This window comes from Photobacterium aquimaris, from assembly GCF_002954455.1.
In the GTDB taxonomy this organism is placed as follows: domain Bacteria; phylum Pseudomonadota; class Gammaproteobacteria; order Enterobacterales; family Vibrionaceae; genus Photobacterium; species Photobacterium aquimaris.
Genome location: NZ_MSCC01000003.1, coordinates 237,363 through 256,762, shown reverse-complemented (window position 1 = coordinate 256,762; position 19,400 = coordinate 237,363). Strand labels below are relative to the sequence as shown.

At 42.2% G+C, this 19,400-nt stretch carries 21 protein-coding genes; 15 read left to right on the top strand and 6 right to left on the bottom strand.

Annotated elements, in window-relative coordinates:
- Window positions 1-16: 16 nt before the first annotated feature.
- From BTN98_RS17370 to rraA, 5 genes are all read left to right on the top strand, one after another.
- Window positions 17-613, top strand: a complete 597-nt coding sequence (locus BTN98_RS17370) for an SPOR domain-containing protein (RefSeq protein ID WP_060997805.1) — start codon at window positions 17-19, stop codon at window positions 611-613.
- A gap of 180 nt (window positions 614-793) precedes the next feature.
- Window positions 794-1,327 (top strand): ATP-dependent protease subunit HslV, encoded by a 534-nt coding sequence (gene hslV, locus BTN98_RS17365; RefSeq protein ID WP_045028916.1) that lies wholly within the window; start codon window positions 794-796, stop codon window positions 1,325-1,327.
- A 10-nt stretch (window positions 1,328-1,337) separates the two neighbouring features.
- Window positions 1,338-2,669 carry an HslU--HslV peptidase ATPase subunit gene (gene hslU / locus BTN98_RS17360; RefSeq protein WP_060997804.1) on the top strand — a complete coding sequence of 444 codons (1,332 nt, stop codon included), beginning with the start codon at window positions 1,338-1,340 and terminating at the stop codon, window positions 2,667-2,669.
- Window positions 2,670-2,818: 149 nt separating this feature from the next.
- Entirely contained in the window at window positions 2,819-3,727 is a 909-nt protein-coding gene (locus BTN98_RS17355; protein WP_060997803.1) for a 1,4-dihydroxy-2-naphthoate polyprenyltransferase, read from the top strand.
- Window positions 3,728-3,793: 66 nt separating this feature from the next.
- Complete coding sequence (rraA, locus tag BTN98_RS17350) at window positions 3,794-4,279, top strand: ribonuclease E activity regulator RraA (RefSeq protein WP_060997802.1); 486 nt, start codon at window positions 3,794-3,796, stop codon at window positions 4,277-4,279.
- Window positions 4,280-4,382: 103 nt separating this feature from the next.
- Here rraA and zapB read toward each other — a convergent pair whose 3' ends face one another.
- Window positions 4,383-4,625, bottom strand: coding sequence for a cell division protein ZapB (zapB, locus tag BTN98_RS17345; RefSeq protein WP_060997801.1), 243 nt, complete (start codon window positions 4,623-4,625; stop codon window positions 4,383-4,385).
- 581 nt (window positions 4,626-5,206) lie between these two features.
- On the opposite strand from zapB, the gene BTN98_RS17340 reads away from it, so the two are divergent.
- The 7 genes from BTN98_RS17340 to tpiA all read left to right on the top strand — a co-directional run bounded on the left by BTN98_RS17340 (window position 5,207) and on the right by tpiA (window position 11,890).
- Window positions 5,207-6,058, top strand: a complete 852-nt coding sequence (locus BTN98_RS17340) for an MIP/aquaporin family protein (protein ID WP_060997800.1) — start codon at window positions 5,207-5,209, stop codon at window positions 6,056-6,058.
- 92 nt (window positions 6,059-6,150) lie between these two features.
- Window positions 6,151-7,680, top strand: a complete 1,530-nt coding sequence (gene glpK / locus BTN98_RS17335) for a glycerol kinase GlpK (protein ID WP_060997799.1) — start codon at window positions 6,151-6,153, stop codon at window positions 7,678-7,680.
- A 206-nt stretch (window positions 7,681-7,886) separates the two neighbouring features.
- On the top strand, window positions 7,887-8,894 hold the full coding sequence (glpX, locus tag BTN98_RS17330; RefSeq protein WP_060997798.1) for a class II fructose-bisphosphatase: 1,008 nt from the start codon (window positions 7,887-7,889) through the stop codon (window positions 8,892-8,894).
- A gap of 205 nt (window positions 8,895-9,099) precedes the next feature.
- Complete coding sequence (locus BTN98_RS17325) at window positions 9,100-9,717, top strand: helix-turn-helix transcriptional regulator (RefSeq protein WP_060997797.1); 618 nt, start codon at window positions 9,100-9,102, stop codon at window positions 9,715-9,717.
- 13 nt (window positions 9,718-9,730) lie between these two features.
- Window positions 9,731-10,474, top strand: a complete 744-nt coding sequence (locus BTN98_RS17320; protein WP_060997796.1) for a ferredoxin--NADP reductase — start codon at window positions 9,731-9,733, stop codon at window positions 10,472-10,474.
- A 126-nt stretch (window positions 10,475-10,600) separates the two neighbouring features.
- Window positions 10,601-10,897, top strand: a complete 297-nt coding sequence (locus tag BTN98_RS17315; RefSeq protein WP_060997795.1) for a DUF3135 domain-containing protein — start codon at window positions 10,601-10,603, stop codon at window positions 10,895-10,897.
- 222 nt (window positions 10,898-11,119) lie between these two features.
- Window positions 11,120-11,890 (top strand): triose-phosphate isomerase, encoded by a 771-nt coding sequence (gene tpiA / locus BTN98_RS17310; RefSeq protein WP_060997794.1) that lies wholly within the window; start codon window positions 11,120-11,122, stop codon window positions 11,888-11,890.
- A gap of 145 nt (window positions 11,891-12,035) precedes the next feature.
- On the opposite strand, the gene pfkA is transcribed toward tpiA, so the two are convergent.
- Together pfkA and BTN98_RS17300 are read right to left on the bottom strand one after the other, a co-directional pair.
- Entirely contained in the window at window positions 12,036-12,998 is a 963-nt protein-coding gene (pfkA, locus tag BTN98_RS17305; protein ID WP_060997793.1) for a 6-phosphofructokinase, read from the bottom strand.
- Between the two features lie 496 nt (window positions 12,999-13,494).
- Window positions 13,495-13,968, bottom strand: a complete 474-nt coding sequence (locus tag BTN98_RS17300) for a CpxP family protein (RefSeq protein WP_060997792.1) — start codon at window positions 13,966-13,968, stop codon at window positions 13,495-13,497.
- Between the two features lie 201 nt (window positions 13,969-14,169).
- On the opposite strand from BTN98_RS17300, the gene BTN98_RS17295 reads away from it, so the two are divergent.
- The 3 genes from BTN98_RS17295 (at window position 14,170) to BTN98_RS17285 (ending at window position 16,796) form a co-directional block, all read left to right on the top strand.
- Entirely contained in the window at window positions 14,170-14,862 is a 693-nt protein-coding gene (locus BTN98_RS17295; protein WP_060997791.1) for a response regulator, read from the top strand.
- On the top strand, window positions 14,862-16,235 hold the full coding sequence (gene cpxA / locus BTN98_RS17290) for an envelope stress sensor histidine kinase CpxA (protein ID WP_060997790.1): 1,374 nt from the start codon (window positions 14,862-14,864) through the stop codon (window positions 16,233-16,235). Before BTN98_RS17295 ends, cpxA begins: the two co-directional genes overlap by 1 nt.
- Window positions 16,236-16,331: 96 nt before the next feature.
- Complete coding sequence (locus BTN98_RS17285) at window positions 16,332-16,796, top strand: tRNA (cytidine(34)-2'-O)-methyltransferase (protein ID WP_060997789.1); 465 nt, start codon at window positions 16,332-16,334, stop codon at window positions 16,794-16,796.
- A gap of 73 nt (window positions 16,797-16,869) precedes the next feature.
- On the opposite strand, the gene cysE is transcribed toward BTN98_RS17285, so the two are convergent.
- From cysE to secB, 3 genes are all read right to left on the bottom strand, one after another.
- Entirely contained in the window at window positions 16,870-17,685 is an 816-nt protein-coding gene (cysE, locus tag BTN98_RS17280; protein ID WP_060997788.1) for a serine O-acetyltransferase, read from the bottom strand.
- A 198-nt stretch (window positions 17,686-17,883) separates the two neighbouring features.
- A complete protein-coding gene (gpsA, locus tag BTN98_RS17275; RefSeq protein WP_060997787.1) occupies window positions 17,884-18,897 on the bottom strand; it encodes an NAD(P)H-dependent glycerol-3-phosphate dehydrogenase in 1,014 nt (337 codons plus the stop codon).
- A gap of 19 nt (window positions 18,898-18,916) precedes the next feature.
- The gene (gene secB, locus BTN98_RS17270) at window positions 18,917-19,387 is read right to left on the bottom strand and encodes a protein-export chaperone SecB (protein ID WP_060997786.1); all 471 of its coding nucleotides are present in this window, start codon (window positions 19,385-19,387) and stop codon (window positions 18,917-18,919) included.
- Window positions 19,388-19,400 lie beyond the last annotated feature (13 nt).

The window sequence follows — 19,400 nt, the reverse complement described above, 5'->3', positions numbered from 1 at the left end:
CTAATTTGTCGAAATCGTGGCCACTAAAGATTATGTAAAACGCGGGCGCTCACCAAAAAAAGCGCCAATAAAGGCAAAAGCCAACCCTAAAGGGAAAAAAGCACCGGCATCGGGCTTTCCTACTAAATGGGCAGCACTGGCTGTAATGTTAGTGTGTAGTCTGATTGCCGGCCTATTTTTCCTTTCAGGTACAGATGTGCCTGAAACGACACCACCGACTCCTGCTGCCGTTATTGCAAAACCGCAACCAAAAACCAAGGCCGACGTTCTACCGCCAAAACCGGAAGAAAAATGGCGTTATATTCAAGAGTTGGAAAATAAAAAAGTCATTGTGCCAGTATTAACGCCTAAACAAGTTATTGCTGAGAATAAACCAACTAAGCCTTACTTATTACAATGTGGCGCTTACCATAGCCAAGCGCAAGCTGAACAACGTAAAGCAACCATTGCGTTTCAAGGCATGAACAGTCAAATCAAAGTATCAACCAACGACAAAGGCACTTGGTACCGAGTTGTGCTTGGGCCTTATAAAGATAAGCGTTTAGCAATGGATGATCAGAACAAATTACAACAACATGGTATTAGCCCATGTGCTATTTGGTTTTGGGAATAATTTTTGTCCAACAATAACAATAACTAAGGATGCTCGACTGGCATCCTTTTTTAATTCTTCTGATAACTCGTCATCCAAGCAATTGTCACCCACACCTTGAAAACCAATCTTACTATCCCCAGATCTATTATCATTAACGATGCCGGCTAATCGTCGGAGCTGAATCAAAGAGGGTTTAACGTGACAACTATTGTATCTGTTCGTCGTAACGATAAAGTCGTAATTGCAGGTGATGGTCAAGTGTCACTTGGCAATACCGTAATGAAAGGCAACGCTCGCAAAGTTCGTCGTCTCTATAATGATAAAGTACTCGCTGGTTTTGCTGGCGGCACCGCTGATGCTTTTACTTTATTTGAACGTTTCGAGCGCAAGTTAGAAATGCATCAAGGTCACTTATTAAAATCTGCAGTTGAATTAGCCAAAGATTGGCGTACCGATCGTGCTCTACGTAAACTAGAAGCACTATTAGTTGTCGCTGATGAAACCGGTTCATTAATCATTACCGGTAATGGTGATGTCGTACAACCAGAGCATGATTTAGTCGCCATTGGCTCTGGCGGTAATTTCGCTCAAGCGGCGGCGATTGCCCTATTAGAAAATACCGATCTTAGCGCCCGCGAAATTGCAGAAAAAGCGCTAAATATTGCTGGTGATATTTGTGTGTTTACCAACCACAATCACACTATTGAAGAACTAGAAACTAAGTCTAAGTAAGGAAGTTGCAATGTCTGAGATGACTCCTCGCGAAATCGTTCACGAGCTTGATCGCCATATTATCGGTCAAGACAAAGCCAAGCGAGCCGTTGCGATTGCACTGCGTAACCGCTGGCGTCGTATGCAGCTTCCTGAAGAGCTGCGAGTAGAAGTTACCCCTAAAAATATTCTAATGATTGGTCCAACGGGTGTGGGTAAAACTGAAATAGCGCGTCGTTTAGCAAAGCTAGCAAATGCACCGTTCATTAAAGTTGAAGCGACTAAATTTACTGAAGTCGGTTATGTTGGTAAAGAAGTCGAAACGATTATTCGCGATCTTACCGATGTTGCAGTCAAAATGGTACATCAACAAGCCACAGAAAAAGTACGTACTCATGCTGAAGAATTAGCAGAAGAACGCATTCTTGATGTGTTATTGCCGCCAGCACGTGATGCATGGGGACAAAACGAAGAAGCGCCGACAGAATCAACCACTCGCCAATCCTTTCGTAAAAAATTACGTGAAGGTAAGCTTGATGATAAAGAAATCGAGATTGATGTAGCAGCGCCACAAATGGGCGTTGAAATCATGGCGCCTCCTGGTATGGAAGAAATGACCAACCAGTTACAAGGTATGTTCCAAAATCTTGCAGGCAACACCAGTAAAAAACGCAAAATGAAAATCAAAGATGCGTTAAAAGCGGCAACTGAAGAAGAAGCAGCGAAGCTGGTAAACCAAGAAGAATTAAAAGAACAAGCGATTTTCGCGGTTGAAAATAACGGTATCGTGTTTATCGATGAGATCGATAAAATCTGTAAGCGTGGCGAGTCATCAGGTCCGGACGTTTCTCGTGAAGGTGTACAGCGCGACCTGCTGCCATTAGTAGAAGGCAGCACAGTATCAACTAAGCACGGTATGGTTCGTACAGATCACATCCTATTTATTGCTTCAGGTGCATTCCAAGTAGCTAAGCCATCGGATTTGATCCCTGAATTGCAAGGTCGTCTACCTATTCGTGTTGAGCTTGAAGCATTAACAAGTCACGATTTTAAACGTATCCTTACTGAGCCAAAAGCATCATTAACACAACAATATGTAGCGTTAATGGCAACAGAATCAGTTGATATTGAATTTACAGCAGAAGGTGTCGATAGCTTGGCTGAAGCGGCATGGCAAGTAAATGAACGCACAGAAAACATTGGTGCTCGCCGTTTACACACTGTCATGGAACGCCTAATGGAAGAAATTTCTTATGATGCTAGCGAAAAATCTGGTGAGAAATTCCTGATCGATGATGCGTATGTACAAGCGCGTCTAGGTGAGTTTGTAGCCGATGAAGATCTAAGCCGTTTCATTCTATAATCACTTCCCAAACCATTATTAACCTCTAAAAACGGTGCGTTTTATCGCACCGTTTTTTTTATTCTATAACAAACATTGATGGGATAAATTTGCGCATGACCAAATTTACGCCATAATAGCTTTCAATATTCACTTTAAGTATCTAATTTATGAACCCACCTTCTTCACTGACAATTTGGTTAGATGCCGCAAGACCAAAAACCTTACCCCTCGCTATTGCATCAATTTTATGTGGTAGTGCGGTCGCTGAGTGGCATGGTACCTTTTCAGCTAGCATTGCAGCACTGGCTTTATTAACGGCCCTTTTATTACAAATATTATCTAATCTTGCCAATGATTATGGTGATGCAGTAAAAGGTACTGATAATGATGATCGCTTAGGTCCTCAACGGGCAATGCAATCGGGTTTTGTCACCGCAGCGACCATGCGTAAGGCAATGATTATTAATATCATTCTAACTGCTATTAGTGGTTTAACCTTAATTTTAATCTCATGTAAAAACCCTCATGATATCGTCGGCTTTTTGGTGCTCGGATTGTTAGCGATTGCCGCTTCAATTGCCTATACCGTCGGTAATAAACCTTATGGCTATCGTGGCCTTGGTGATCTTTCGGTACTGATCTTTTTCGGATGGTTAGGTGTTGCCGGTACCTATTACTTACAAGCCGGACAAATTGATGCATTGATCATGCTGCCAGCAACAGCTTGTGGCTTATTAGCTGTTGGCGTTCTAAATATCAATAACTTACGAGACATTGATAATGATAAGGCGTGTGGTAAGCAAACATTAGTGGTGCGAATGGGACCACAATGGGGACGTAAATATCACCTTGTGTTGCTTAGCGCGAGTGTAGTGTGCTTTAGCTTATTTGCATTACTTGAGGTTAAGTCACTATTTGGATGGTTATTTATTCTCAGTTTACCGCTGCTGATTAACCATGGTCGCCAAGTGTATAACTCAACGGATGGTGCAGCATTAAGACCGATGATGGCAACTATCGTTAAATGTGCCTTAATCACCAATCTGTTGTTTGCAATTGGTATGATACTGGCCTAAGTGCAAACCAAAACTATAACGACAACCACTCACTGTTGTTTTTTACTACCGATAAGAAGCTAATCTATGGAATACAATACCTCTGAACTGTGTGATATTTATCTCGATCAAGTTGATGTGGTTGAACCTATGTTCAGCTCTTACGGTGGTCGAAATTCATTTAGTGGTCAAATCACCACGGTAAAATGTTTTGAATATAATGGTGTTATTCATGATGTGTTGGCTCAAACTGGAGCAGGACGAATACTATTAATCGATGGTGGTGGCTCATTACGTCGTGCCTTAGTCGATATCGATTTAGCACAATTGGCAGTGGAAAATCAGTGGGAAGGGATCATTATCTATGGTTGTGTACGCCATGTTGATGAACTCGATCAGCTTGATATTGGTATTCAGGCATTAGCTGCTATTCCTGTGGGTGCCGACCAACAACCGATAGGTGAAGTTGATGTCGCAGTCAATTTTGGTGGAGTGACATTTTTACCAGAAGATTATATTTATGCAGATAATACTGGCGTAATTTTATCTCCTGAAGCCTTAGAGATCGATTAATCAACCACAAGAGACTCCATCAACACATAAAAAATCGGCTCGGTATATGTCCTTTAGAAGGATGATATACCGAGCCGATAATCGTATTAAACTAAGGATAAGCTTATTCTACGTTTTCCATTTTACCTAGTAGCGTACGTACACGATCTTGCCATACGTTATGCTCGCCACGTAGCTTTTCGTTATCTTGAACAAGACTCTCACGACCAGAGCGTAGTTCTTGTGCTTCCATAGCTAGGCTATCATTTTTTTCTTTTAGTTCATCAATTTCCATTTGTAGCAAAGAAATTGAATCCACAGCCATTTGAACTTTGGCTTCCAATTTTTCCAACATTTCTAGAGACATATTGTTCACCTGATCTATGCCCATATATTTACCCAAACAATTGAAGGTAATCTCTATGAGCTGGGTTATATATACTTAGCTGCTATTCTAGCGAGGCAATGGCTCGCTGACATCTACATTTCCATTGCATTAGTGCAAATGAATAAAAATCATACAAGTCTGATGTAAATTTTGCAAAGTCAGCCGACATCAGGCTAATTTAGCGATTTAAAACCGCAAAATCCAGCCAGCTTAAGCTAATTTACATCACTTAATTACGCTTCACATTCGCCAATAATAATGTGATATCTACAAACTTTCTCAAATTCTGTACCACATTACCATGATAATGTAGCGCCACAATTTTATATTCCGCCACTCCCACAGATCTCAATCTCAGCAATGCATTCTTAATGTCACATTCAATGATCTCAACTCGCCAACATAGCAATAAAAAACCACCAAACGCTCACTTTTAAGAACATATTATGCTCGAACGCACATTTATAAGCCGTTATGATTTTAAAAAAAAGTAATTATTGTAAATTACCCTGCATAAAAATAACCACATCCCCTACATCCCTATCAAAAGGACTGACAATATGACAAGTTCTAAACCTAATGCACTCGTCGGAGAATGTTTAGCGGAATTTATCGGTACTGGGCTACTGATATTTTTTGGTGTTGGCTGTGTCGCAGCAATGAAATTAGCTGGCGCAGATTTTGGTCAATGGGAAATAAGTATTATGTGGGGGCTGGGTGTTGCCATTGCTATTTATGTCACTGCTGGCGTATCAGGAGCGCATTTAAATCCTGCGGTAACCATTGCACTCGCCAGTTTTCATGGTTTTAATAAACACAAAGTTGTGCCCTATATTCTGGCGCAATTATTAGGTGCGTTTGCCGCGGCGGCATTAGTTTATACCCTATACAGCGACCTTTTTGCTGATTATGAAACTAGCCATAATATTGTTCGCGGTACTGTCGCTAGCCTTGATACAGCTTCTATTTTTTCAACTTTTCCTCACCCTTCTTTGAGTTTTAGCGGTGCATTTGCGGTTGAATTCACCATTACCGCAGTCTTAATGTTTGCTATTTTAGCCATTGGTGATGATAAAAATGGTGCCCCTCGTGGCGCTATGGGACCGCTATTGATTGGTTTATTAATTGCGGTAATTGGTGGATCACTAGGACCACTAACTGGCTTTGCGATGAACCCAGCTCGTGATTTTGGCCCTAAGCTACTGACCTTCTTTGCGGGTTGGGACAATGTTGCCTTAACAGGCGCTAAAGATATTCCTTACTTTATCGTACCAATCTTCGCCCCTATTTGTGGCGCACTATTTGGTGGCTGGGCATACCCTAAATTGATGGGAATTTACTTACCTGGTAATAAATATACCTTACCAAATAAATGTAAAAATACGACGGATACTCCAAAAGCTGAAGCGTAATATTTTATTCGACAATAGGCTTCAGACTCGGTAATTACCCAGCCCTTAGCCACTATCTACTCTACTATAATAAAGATAACGAGGAACTCATCATGACTACTGAACGAAAATATATTGTCGCGCTAGATCAAGGTACCACCAGCTCGCGAGCAGTGGTACTTGACCACAATGCCAATATCGTTTGCTCGTCACAACGCGAATTTACTCAAATCTACCCTAAAGCAGGTTGGGTTGAGCATGATCCTCTAGAAATTTACGCAACCCAAAGTTCCACCATGGTGGAGGCATTAGCCAAAGCGGGCATTCGTAGTGATCAAGTCGCTGCCATTGGTATTACTAACCAACGTGAAACCACCATCGTATGGAACAAAAAAACCGGTAAACCTGTGTATAACGCGATTGTATGGCAGTGTCGCCGTACTGCTGAGATGTGTGAAGAGTTAAAACAACAAGGCTTAACTGATTATATTCGTGAAACCACAGGTTTAGTGGTTGACCCGTACTTCTCCGGCACCAAGATAAAATGGATCCTTGATAATGTCGAAGGCGCACGTGAGCAAGCTGAAGCGGGCGAGTTATTATTTGGTACCGTTGATACATGGCTGATTTGGAAAATGACCCAAGGACGTGTATTTGTTACTGATTACACTAACGCCTCTCGCACCATGCTATTTAATATTAACACTTTACAGTGGGATGAAAAGTTACTGACAGCATTGAACATTCCGCTATCAATGATGCCAGAAGTCAAAGCCTCTTCAGAAGTCTACGGCCAAACTAACATTGGTGGTAAAGGTGGTACTCGTATTCCGATTGCAGGTATTGCAGGCGATCAGCAAGCAGCTTTATTTGGTCAAATGTGCGTTTCAGCAGGACAAGCGAAAAACACTTATGGCACTGGTTGCTTCTTACTAATGAACACCGGTAAAGAAAAAGTCACTTCATATAATGGATTATTAACTACCCTTGCTTGTGGTCCTAAAGGTGATGTCGCTTACGCCCTTGAAGGTGCGGTATTTATGGGTGGAGCATCGATTCAATGGCTACGAGATGAAGTTAAATTACTTAGCGATGCTAATGATTCAGAGTATTTTGCTGAAAAAGTCGGCAGTGCTAATGGGGTCTATGTCGTCCCCGCTTTTACCGGTTTAGGCGCACCTTATTGGGACCCGTATGCACGTGGGGCGATTGTCGGTTTAACTCGCGGTGTTAACTCTAATCATATTATTCGCGCCACACTTGAAAGTGTCGCTTATCAAACCCGTGATGTACTTGATGCGATGCAAGCAGACTCTAAAATTAAACTTAATGTATTACGTGTTGATGGCGGCGCTGTTGCCAATAACTTCTTAATGCAATTTCAAGCCGATATTTTAGCCACTGAAGTCCATCGCCCAGTCGTTACTGAAGTGACCGCACTTGGTGCGGCTTATTTAGCAGGGCTAGCGATTGGATTTTGGGACAGTATTGATGGGCTTAAACATAAATCGCAATTAGATCGTAGCTTCACTCCATGCAGTGACGATAAAAAGCGAAATCGCCGTTACCGTGGTTGGCAACGTGCAGTTGAGTGCGCCAAAGGTTGGGCATTTGACGAAGAAGATGAAGATGATGACGCATAATCATCGCTAATCTGTTTTCAGGCCTGCTCACTCTAGCAGGCCTTTTTATTTAGTTACTACCACATAATGCTGATTGTGTTGCGTTAGATCATCAACCACCAGTGTCAACAATCTAATTTCCCACCGTGTTAATAAGTCAATTATGCTAGAATTTACGCTGAATTTTTAAACCTTTGCACCCACCAATTTCTATATCTGGAGTTATCATGAAAGGCGATTTAGCAATAGCATTTGCTCGTGTTACCGAAGGCGCAGCCCTTGCTGGTCATAAATGGTTAGGCCGTGGCGATAAAATTGCAGCTGACAATGCGGCAGTAGAAGTGATGCGCACCCTGCTTAATCACACTAATATAAATGGCGAAATTGTTATTGGTGAAGGTGAGATCGATGAAGCACCAATGCTTTATATTGGAGAGCATGTCGGTTGTGGTGGTTGCGCGGTTGATATTGCAGTGGATCCGATTGAAGGCACACGCATGACAGCTATGGGACAAAACAATGCTCTGGCGGTACTGGCAGCAGGTGAAAAAGGTAGCCTTCTAAAAGCGCCAGATATGTACATGGAAAAATTGGTTGTTGGCCCACAAGCAAAAGGGATTATCGATCTTGATAAGCCATTAGCAGACAACCTTGCCGCTATTGCTAACGCACTGAATAAACCATTAACCGAATTAGTAGTGACTGTTCTTGCTAAGCCTCGTCACGATCAATTGATCACTGACATGCATGCAATGGGTGTACGTGTATTTGCTTTCCCTGATGGCGATGTTGCCGCGTCTATTCTTACTTGTATGCCTGAAAGTGATGTCGATGTGATGTACTGCATTGGTGGCGCACCAGAAGGTGTTGTTTCTGCAGCTGCTATTCGTGCCCTAGGCGGTGATATGCAAGGCCGCTTATTACCTCGTCACCATGTAAAAGGCGATAACGAAGAAAACCGTCGTTTAGGTGAGATGGAAATTCGTCGTTGTAGCGAAATGGGCATTGAACCGCACAAATTACTTCGTCTTGAAGATATGGCACGTAGTAATGATGTCATCTTTGCAGGTACTGGTATTACTAAAGGTGATTTGGTGGCTGGTATTCAACGTCAAGGCAATATTGCAACCACCGAAACCCTACTTATTAGTGGTCAATGTGGCACCATGCGTCGTATTACATCAAATTACGACCTTACTCGTCAGGATGATGCGGTTAAACAACACACCCTATAATACCTATCATGTCTGTCATAAAAAATGCACTGCGGTGCATTTTTTATTGTTAGCACTACACACCGCTTGCACTTTCTCTCGCAGCAATGACGCCAATCTTAAACCTAAGAAGTCCTACTTTTAACGCACTATTACATTGTAAAGATATTGCTTTATTTAATAAGCTGATCCCATAATATATTAAGAGCAGCAATAATGACTGATTATGAAAACTATCGAAAAAATCCTCTATCACATCAAATGTGATGGTCCAGTTACCGCTAAAGTATTGGCTGATAAATTTCAGTTAACTACGATGGGTATTCGTCAACATTTACAGACGATGGAAGAACAAGGGTTAGTCGATGCTTATGACGTAAAAGTCAAAGTTGGCCGTCCAACCCGCCATTGGCAACTAACTTCTCAAGGTCACCAACACTTTAGTGATCACCATGATGAACTAGCAGTACAAACCCTTGATGCGGTAAATGATTTATTTGGCCACCAAGGTCTACAAGCTATCATCAACAAACGTGAGCAACAGACGCTAGAGCACTATCAAACAGCTATTACCGATTGCCTTGATTTAAAAACTAAGCTCGTCGCACTGACAGAGTTACGTCAACGTGATGGTTATATGGCAGAGCTTATTTGCGATGATAACGGCTTTTTATTAATTGAAAATCACTGCCCTATTTGTCTTGCCGCCACGCGATGCCCTTCTCTTTGTCAATCTGAATTGGCTGTTTTTCAACAATTATTAGGTGAAAATGCCGTTATCCACCGTCAAGAACACATTATTACAGGCCAAAGGCGCTGTGCTTATCGAATAACATCCAAATAACGAGGAGGCCACTATGGCTGATTGGATCCCTGCACAAGTTATTGCGAACCGTCACTGGAACCAAGATTTATTCAGTTTATCGCTACGCGCGAATATTGAACCGTTTAAAGCGGGGCAATTTACTAAACTGGGAATAATGATCGGCGATAACTTGATCCAACGTGCCTACTCGTTTGTTAATCCCCCCCAGCAAACCGATATTGAGATTTATGCCACTCGTGTCACTGATGGTTTATTGTCACCACGATTACACGCTTTACAAGCCGGTGATACAGTACAAATATCAGCACGAGCAAGTGGCTTTTTTACCCTTGACGATATCGCTAATAGTCAGCATTTATGGCTATTTGCAACCGGCACAGCCATTGGTCCTTACCTATCAATTTTAGGTCAAAAAGATGTCTGGCATCGATACCGTAAAATTATTCTTATTCATGCGGTGCGTTTTGCAGCAGATCTCAGCTATCAAGCTGAGATCAGTGCCCTCAAACAGCAATACGGCGATCAATTAATTGTGCAACCCTTTGTCAGTCGCGAACCAGCGCCATTATGTTTAACGGGGCGTATTCCACAAGCAATTGCTGATGGATTATTAGAGCGCCATGTCGGCTTATATCTCAGTGCTGAAAATAGCCAGGTGATGCTGTGCGGTAATCCACAAATGGTGCGTGATACAAAAGCAGTATTAGAGGCAAAAGGCTTAACAAAAAATCTCCGTCGAGCTCCAGGTCAAATTACCATGGAACATTATTGGTAACCGCATTAGCCATTGATTTTCTTGTTTCTGAGCCTGACTCATCAGGCTCATGACCAACAATAAGACAACGCGATCTTGTGCTATCAACTATCTTTAAGAACTAGGGGTGGAATAAGGAACCGTGTAATGCAATCACTGCCTGATTTTGACCAACTCATGCACCTCGCAGCGACAGATCCGCAGCAATTTACATTATTACGCCAACGCTTAATTGACCAAGCGATTACTCAAGCAAGCACTGCGATGCAACCCCGTTTACGTGCTCAGCAAAGCCATATTGATCGGCTGATTAATCACGCTAACAACCCACTCCATACCAACATTCTGTTACAGCAAGAATTACAACGTCAATTACAGCGTTTCAGCCAAGCTCTTCAATCACACTCTCCGCCACAACAAGCAAAAATACTGCCGTTCAAATGATAAAATCATTGTCGACCCTTGGCAGCATATTCCGCCAAAACGTTACAAAAAATCGACAAGAAACTGCATATATTGAAATAATTTTCTATTTGTAGTTCACTTTTTGTCGCGAAAAGGGTACAACCAAGCACATTAATGATTTTGAACAGTAAAAATTCAGTTCCGGCTGGTATATTTTTACGTAGTTAAGTTAATTACGTCATTTAAATTTGGAGAAAAACTATGCGCCATCCTGTAGTTATGGGTAACTGGAAACTAAACGGCAGCAAAGAAATGGTTGTTGATCTACTAAACGGTCTTAACGCTGAACTTGAAGGCGTTACAGGCGTAGACGTTGCAGTTGCTCCACCAGCACTTTTCGTTGACCTTGCTGAGCGTACGCTTACTGATGCAGGCAGCGCGATCATCCTAGGTGCTCAAAACTCTGACCTACACAACAGCGGTGCATACACTGGTGACATGTCTCCAGCTATGCTTAAAGAATTTGGTGCTTCTCACATCATCATCGGTCACTCTGAGCGTCGTGAATACCACCACGAATCAGACGAGTTTGTTGCTGAGAAATTTGCTTTCCTAAAAGAAAATGGTCTAACTCCTGTTCTTTGTATCGGTGAGTCAGAAGCACAAAACGAAGCGGGTGAAACTGTAGCAGTATGTGCTCGTCAACTTGACGCAGTAATCAACACTCAAGGCGTTGAAGCGCTTAACGGTGCAATCATCGCTTACGAACCAATCTGGGCTATCGGTACTGGTAAAGCGGCAACAGCTGAAGATGCACAACGTATCCATGCTCAAATCCGTGCTCACATTGCTGAGAAATCAGAAGAAGTTGCTAAGAACGTTGTTATCCAATACGGCGGTTCTGTTAAGCCTGAAAACGCTGCAGCTTACTTCGCACAACCAGACATCGATGGTGCGCTAGTTGGCGGTGCTGCACTTGACGCGAAAAGCTTTGCAGCTATCGCTAAAGCAGCAGCTGAAGCAAAAAAATAATCTTTCTTAATGATTGATTACATCAAGGTCACCTACGGGTGGCCTTTTTATTGTCTGTAATAACCACCGACAGCTTAAAAACGACATAAAAAAAGGCCGATATAATTATCGACCTTCCTTATTTCAGTATCTTAATAACGTAATTTTAGAACAGCTTTTCAGCCAATTCATATAAATCGTTACGTACTGGACGACGCATATTTTCAATCGCATCGATGATATCGTGGTGAACCAGTTTTTCACACTGAATACCCACACAACGACCACCTTCTCCTTGCTGAAGAAGATCAACCGCATAAGCACCCATACGTGATGCTAATACACGGTCAAACGCTGTTGGTTGACCACCGCGTTGAATATGGCCTAATACTGTTGCACGCGTTTCACGGCCAGTTTCAGCTTCAATAAATTTAGCCAGCGCGTTAACGTCTGTCATTAATTCAGTGATGGCGATAATCGCGTGCTTTTTACCTTTCGCAATACCTTCATTGATATGAGTGATTAACTTCTCTTTATCAAGGCCAACTTCAGGTGTGATGATGTACTCACAGCCACCTGCAATTGCTGACATTAGGGTTAAATCACCACAGTGACGACCCATAACTTCAACGATAGAAATACGCTGATGAGAAGATGACGTATCACGTAGACGGTCAATCGCATCAATAACAGTGTTCATTGCTGTCATGTAACCGATAGTGTAGTCAGTACCTGCAACGTCATTATCAATCGTGCCCGGAAGACCGATACATGGGTAACCCATTTCAGTTAACTTCTTTGCACCCATATATGAGCCGTCACCACCAATAACGACTAATGCATCAATACCGTGCAATTTTAGGTTTTCAATCGCTTTTTCACGAACTTCCACTTCACGGAATTCAGGAAAACGTGCCGAACCTAAAAATGTACCGCCTTTGTTGATCACATCAGATACACTTTGACGATCTAGCTTTTTAATACAGTTGTTATATAGGCCTTGGTAGCCATCATAAATACCGTAAACTTCTAGACCTTCAGTCAACGCTGCACGAACTACGCCGCGAACCGCTGCATTCATACCAGGTGCGTCACCACCACTGGTCAAAACACCAATCTTCTTAATCATGGTTACCCTCTGACTTTGGGAATTGAAAAATCAAATCCAACACGATATACCAAGGTTCCCCCACTCGGTATCACAGTCGATGACGATCATACTGTGTTCGTGAAAACTGAAACTTTCCTACTTATGTAGAAGTATTACAATTTTAATGAAATAGTTTGTTGATTCATATCACGCTAGCTCGTCACTTCCCCGTCGGCCAATGCTTATAATCGTCATGCTGGTTATTTTTATATTTTTTTGAGTAAACCTATAATAACTAATAATAAGTGGCGACATTAATGATTGAGGAAATGGTGGCGATAATTAATATCACGCAGTATAGCTGTTTTATAATAAAAATTAACAACAAAACCTATCATAAAAATACAATTACTGCCTTGTTCTGATGCCGTTTATGGCTAAAGAACTTAAAAAAACACCAAATAATAAAGTTAATATCAAAAACAAAAAAGCCATAGTCAAGACTATGGCTAATAAATACCTAACTCACCCTTAATTAGTGATGTTGTTTCGCTTCTAAACGCATAAGATGTTTTTCTGCTTGCTGTTGCTTAAGCTCAACATACTTTTGCTTTTGCTCTGGCGTTAGAATATTAAGCATTTTATGACGCTGCTCTAACATCGCAACACGACGCTCAACCTGTTGTTGAGACATTTTCTCAGCCACTGCACGTACAGCTGACTCATCAAAATTATTTGCTAACACTAATTTTTCAAGTTGTTGTTGATCTGCTTGCATCAATTTATGGTTTTCAACTCGTTGCGCTTTGTACTCACTGCGATTAGCTTGACGTAGCGTTTTCATTTCTTGTTTTTGAGCAGCAGTAAGATCTAACTGGCTAAAAAGCTTACCACCATGGTGGCCTTTTTTCATACCGTCATGATGTTCTTGGCCAGCAAACGCTGACATTGAACCTAGCGCTAATGGTAATGCCATCGCGATAACAATTGTTTTATTAAATAATTTCATTGTGGTTTCTCCAGCATTAGTATTTGATAAATTGCCATTTTATATGGCTTGGTCATTATCATAACCTGTGGAAGGTAAACCGCTGTCTAGTAAACGTAAACTAGCGTAAAGCTGATACTGCTTAACTTGGCGTACAGCTAAATATTAGCGATACTAATGCCTCTTTAATTGGCCGATCGCATTACATAGTAGGACTTCACAATGGCAAAAATTCTCTTAGTCGATGACGATATAGAACTGACCGCACTCCTTAAAGATATTCTTGAGCTTGAAGGGTTTGAGGTTGAGGAAGCCAATAATGGTATTGAAGGATTACAAAAAATCGATGCCAGCATTGATTTGATCTTACTTGATGTGATGATGCCAAAAATGAACGGTACTGAAATGTTGCGCCGTCTACGTGAAAAACACACCACACCAGTAATGATGCTGACCGCCAAAGGTGATGAAATAGATCGCGTACTTGGTCTTGAACTTGGTGCTGATGACTATTTGCCAAAGCCGTTTAGCGATCGAGAATTACTTGCTCGTATGCGCGCGGTACTGCGACGTACTCAAACCAATTCCGATACTAAAGCCAGCAATAGCGAGTGCCTAATTTATCAAGATCTTACTATTTACCCCGGTCGCCAAGAAGTGCTGCATCACCAACAACCCATTGAAATGACCGGAACTGAATTAGCGTTATTAAGTTATTTTGTTCAACATCCAGGAAAAATCATAGCTAAAGAAGAGCTTAGCTTGGAAGTACTTGGCAAACGCTTAGCCCAATTTGATCGCGCAATTGATATGCATGTCTCAAACTTACGTAAAAAACTGCCAGTACGTAGTGATGGTAAACCACTGATCAAAACTCTGCGTGGTAAAGGGTATTTGTTGGTTGAGGCTCAATAATGAGAGTACCTGGTTTTACGCACCTTTATGGGCGTATCTTTGCCATTTTCTGGACCACATTATTGGTGGTAGTGGTCGCTCTGGTGCTAATGTTTCAATACGATCCTCGCTCAATACAACCGATCCCCGATCATCTTTTACAACGGCTTCAATCACAAGCATCTCAGGTAAATCAACGTTTAGACCACCATCGTTCACCTAACTCCGCCAAGCTCATCACTCATGTCAAAGCTCTGACTAAACGCCGAGATAACCATAATAGCCAGCTTTACTTCACCACGGTTGAGGGTGATATTATTGCGCCACAAAAGCACACTAAAGCGCTACGTAATTTCATCACCATTGCCGACAATCCCAACAAGCCCAAACAACGCCTTTATGGTCGCTGGCTGATTGCAGGACCGTTTATGATCACCACCGAACATCAACCGCTGTATATGTATAGCGGTCAAGTTTGGCGAGGTGCACCGCCATTTTTCATTCAAATAATGGATAAACCCTTTAAACTGTTATTGCTTACTATGCTGGTAAGCACGCCGTTTTTATTGTGGTTAGCTTGGGCTGTAACCCGTCCTGCACGACGCTTACAACAAGCGGCTGAGCGCGTTGCTCGCGGTGAATTTGCCGTAGATCCTAGCTTAGAGCAAGGACCGCAAGAGTTTAAAAAGGCCGGTGCGAGCTTTAATCAAATGGTCGATGCTTTAAATAATATTATTAGTGGTCAACAACGGTTACTATCTGATATTTCACATGAATTACGATCACCATTAACGCGACTACGAATGGCAACGGCACTGGCACAGCGCAAACAAGGCCAAAGCAGTGAGTTATCCCGTATTGATACCGAAGCCGAACGATTAGAAAAAATGATCAGTGAGCTCTTGGAGTTGTCACGAATGCAAGTCAATAGCCACCAACAGCAACAAATCGTTGATAGCTATAGTCTGTGGTATGAAATGTTAGAAGATGCGCGTTTTGAAGCCGAGCAACATCATAAGACCTTAACCTATCACCACCTTCAAGAGTGGCCGATAAAAGGCAATCCTAACTTGTTGATCAGCGCACTAGAGAACGTGATCCGCAATGCGATAAAATATGGCAATGACGTCATTGAAATTAATTTTACCCAACAACAGCAGCAATTGCTGATCACCATTGATGATAATGGTGAAGGCGTACCAAGTGATGAACTTGATGATATTTTCAGACCCTTTTATCGTGTATCAACCGCGCGTGATCGTAGCAGTGGCGGTACCGGGTTAGGGCTCGCAATAACAGAAAGTGCTCTACGTCAACACAGTGGCACTATCAAAGCGACCTCTAGCCCACTAGGTGGATTACGGATCAGCATGACATTACCACTTGCTCGTTAACCATCAAGCTTAACTTCGTGCATAAAGATGATTGCTTGTTGACGTTGTGCTTGTCACAATATGCCATCTTTTTGCACCAAATAAAGCAGAATAACTATGTTTGATATTGCGTTATATGAACCTGAAATCGCCCCTAACACTGGCAATATTATTCGCCTTAGCGCTAATTGTGGTGCCAATTTACATTTAATTGAACCGCTAGGGTTTGATTTAGAAGAAAAAAAACTGCGTCGCGCCGGTTTAGATTATCATGATCTCACCCATGTGTTTCGTCATAAAAACTTTGATGCTTTTATGGAGGCTATGGCGGGGCGACGTATTTTTGCTTGTACCACCAAAACCACTAACTACCACGTTAATGCCGAATTTGCTGAAGGTGATGTGTTGTTATTTGGTCCAGAAACACGTGGCTTACCCGCTGAATTTATTGCGAGCTTACCTCTAGAACAACGGTTACGTATTCCAATGCAACCCGATAGCCGCAGCTTAAACTTATCCAATGCTGTGGCGGTCATTGCTTTTGAAGCTTGGCGTCAGCTAGATTTTAACGGTGCTATCTAAAATTTCTGCCAAATAAAAACAATCAAGGCGATCATTTGATCGCCTTAATTCGCTATAGCGTCAATACTATTGCTTAATCGATATGAGTAAATGGCTCGTTACTGCCATTAAATTGCTGATCCATTTCAGTCGCTGGTTTTGCTGTTTTTGGTCGACCAAGAATGATCGCAGGCACACCAGCCACAGTAGTGTGTGGCGGTACGGATTCTAATACCACTGAGCACGCACCAATCTTAGCTCCGACCCCCACTTCAATATTACCCAGCACCTTGGCACCCGCACCTATCATCACTCCTTGGCGAATTTTAGGATGGCGATCGCCACTTTCTTTACCGGTACCACCTAAGGTAACATCCTGTAGGATCGACACTTCATCTTCAATTACGGCTGTTTCACCAATCACAATTCCCGTTGCATGGTCAAACATAATCCCACAGCCAATCTTCGCAGCAGGATGCACATCAACCTGACACGCCACCGAAATTTGATTTTGTAAATAAACCGCTAACGCTTTGCGATTTTGCTTCCACAGCCAATTAGCGACACGATAACCCTGTAGAGCATGACAGCCCTTTAGGTAAAGTAATGGAATAGAATAAGCATCAATCGCGGGATCGCGTTCAACAACCGCTCGAATATCACAAGCTGCAGCTTCAACGATATTACTATCACTAACGAAAGCTTCTTCTATTACTTCACGTACTGCCATCGCTGGCATTGATGGTGTTGCCAATTTATTGGCTAAGATGTAACTCAATGCTGAAGCTAAATTTTCATGCTTGATAATAGTGGCATGATAAAAGCTAGCAAGCATAGGTTCTTGTTCGGCTTGCTGTCGTGCTTCTTGCTCAATCGCTAGCCATAATTGATATTGCTGACATTCCTTCACAAGTTCCTCGACTTCACTCTATATTGTAATCACTTCCACGACCATCAACAGCCATGACTTCAGTAACAGTGGCGGCTGAATGACTTTCCACAATCAATCCACTGAACATTATTGTATTTTAGTACAGTTATAAAAAATAACGCGAGCCTAAGCTCGCGTTATTCAATAGATACCAGTTATCACCCTCAACAAGCAACTTTATTCGTACTTTTTCTCACGTGCAAGTAAGTCTTTTGCTGCTTCGCGGGCATCTTTACCAAGATAAAGCACTTGATAAATTTGCTCAGTAATTGGCATTTCAACTTGATGACGTTGAGCCAATAACCACACTTCTTTGGTGTTACGATAACCTTCTACTGTTTGACCAATATCCTGTTGAGCTTGCTCGACACTGCTACCATGGCCCAGAGCTAAGCCAAAACGACGATTACGTGATTGGTTATCAGTACATGTCAGCACTAAATCACCTAAACCGGCCATACCCATAAAGGTTTCTGGTTGCGCGCCAAGTGCTGCACCTAAGCGACACATTTCAGCCAAACCACGCGTGATAAGTGCAGTCCGCGCATTGGCACCAAAACCAATACCATCAGACATACCTGCACCAATCGCGATCACATTTTTCACCGCACCGCCTAACTGCATACCAATAAAATCACTATTGCTATAAACACGAAATGTCTTATCACAATGAATTTTTTGTTGCAGATCAGCTACAAACTCGGTATTCGGTGAAGAAACGGCAATCGCCGTTGGCATACCTGCGGCTAATTCTTTAGCAAACGTAGGCCCTGACAACACCGCTAACGGTATTTTGTCGCCTAAAACCTCAACTGCAACGTCTTTAAGTAAACGTCCTGTATTAGGTTCAAGCCCTTTTGTTGCCCAGCAGATACGAGAGTCTGGACGTAAAAAAGGTTTCATTTGCATAAGTACATTACCAAAAACATGGCTCGGTACAACCACCAACACATCACGACTGCCTTCAACAGCGGCTTGTAAGTCTGAGGTTAGAATTAGCGAATCAGGAAAACTTACTCCAGGAAGAAACGCTTCATTGGCACGATCGATTTCCAATTGCGCCATATGTTGAGGTTCATGACCCCACAAAATGACATTGGCACCATTTCTGGCTAATGCAATTGCTAATGCTGTACCGTAAGATCCAGCCCCTAACACTGCCATCGAAATCGTATTATTAACGTTCATCATATTGGTCACTTTTTACAAATTAAGCTTCTGAATTAGCAGTATTTGCTTCAGCTTGGTTTTCTAGGTAGTTCATGAATAAAGCATCAAAGTTTACTGGTGCTAGGTTCAATTGTGGGAACGTACCTTTAACTACTAGGCTAGAAATTGTTTCACGTGCATATGGGAACAAAATGTTCGGGCAGAATGCGCCTAGGCAATGTGCTAGTTGTGGTGCTTCCATACCAGCAACAGTGAAAATACCACCTTGCTGAACTTCACATAGGAATGCATTTTCTTCTTCGTTCTTCACTGTTACGGTCAGACGAAGTACGACTTCATATACACCTTCAGCTAATTCACGGCTTTGAGTATCAAGATCCAATTTCACATCTGGATTCCATTCTTTTTGGAATACGTCAGGTGAGTTTGGCGCTTCAAAAGACACATCTTTTAGGAATACGCGTTGAATTTGGAAGTTTTGTTGTGCTTCGGTATTTGCTGCTTCAGCCATTTTTGGAGTCCTT